The following is a 303-nucleotide window of genomic DNA, read 5'->3' on the forward strand; positions in this document are numbered from 1 at the left end:
GGGGGCCGTGCGGGGCGTGGCGCGGGTAGCCGTCGGCATAGCCGCAGGCAACGATGCCAACCGTCATCGGCCATTCGGCCTGGAAGCCGCTGCCGTAGCCGACCGAGTCGCCCGCCACCAGGTCTTGCACGCCGATGATTTCACTGGCCAGTGTCATGGTCGGATGCAGGTCGAAGGCGGCCGCGCTGCGTCCACCGGGCGTACCGCCGTACAGCATGATGCCCGGGCGTACCCAGTCGTTCGACAATTCGGTCGACAGCGCCGCCTGGTGCAGCACGCCGCCCGAGTTCGACAGGCTGCGCT

Annotated in this window: 1 protein-coding gene; it reads right to left on the reverse strand. The window is 69.3% G+C overall.

Annotation, left to right across the window (positions count from 1 at the left end):
• A partial coding sequence (locus tag F1735_RS34700; RefSeq protein WP_308628323.1) for an alanine racemase C-terminal domain-containing protein occupies positions 1–303 on the reverse strand: 303 nt, incomplete at both ends.

The sequence above is a fragment of the Massilia genomosp. 1 genome, assembly GCF_011682185.1.
In the GTDB taxonomy this organism is placed as follows: Bacteria; Pseudomonadota; Gammaproteobacteria; order Burkholderiales; family Burkholderiaceae_D; genus Telluria_A; species Telluria_A rubra.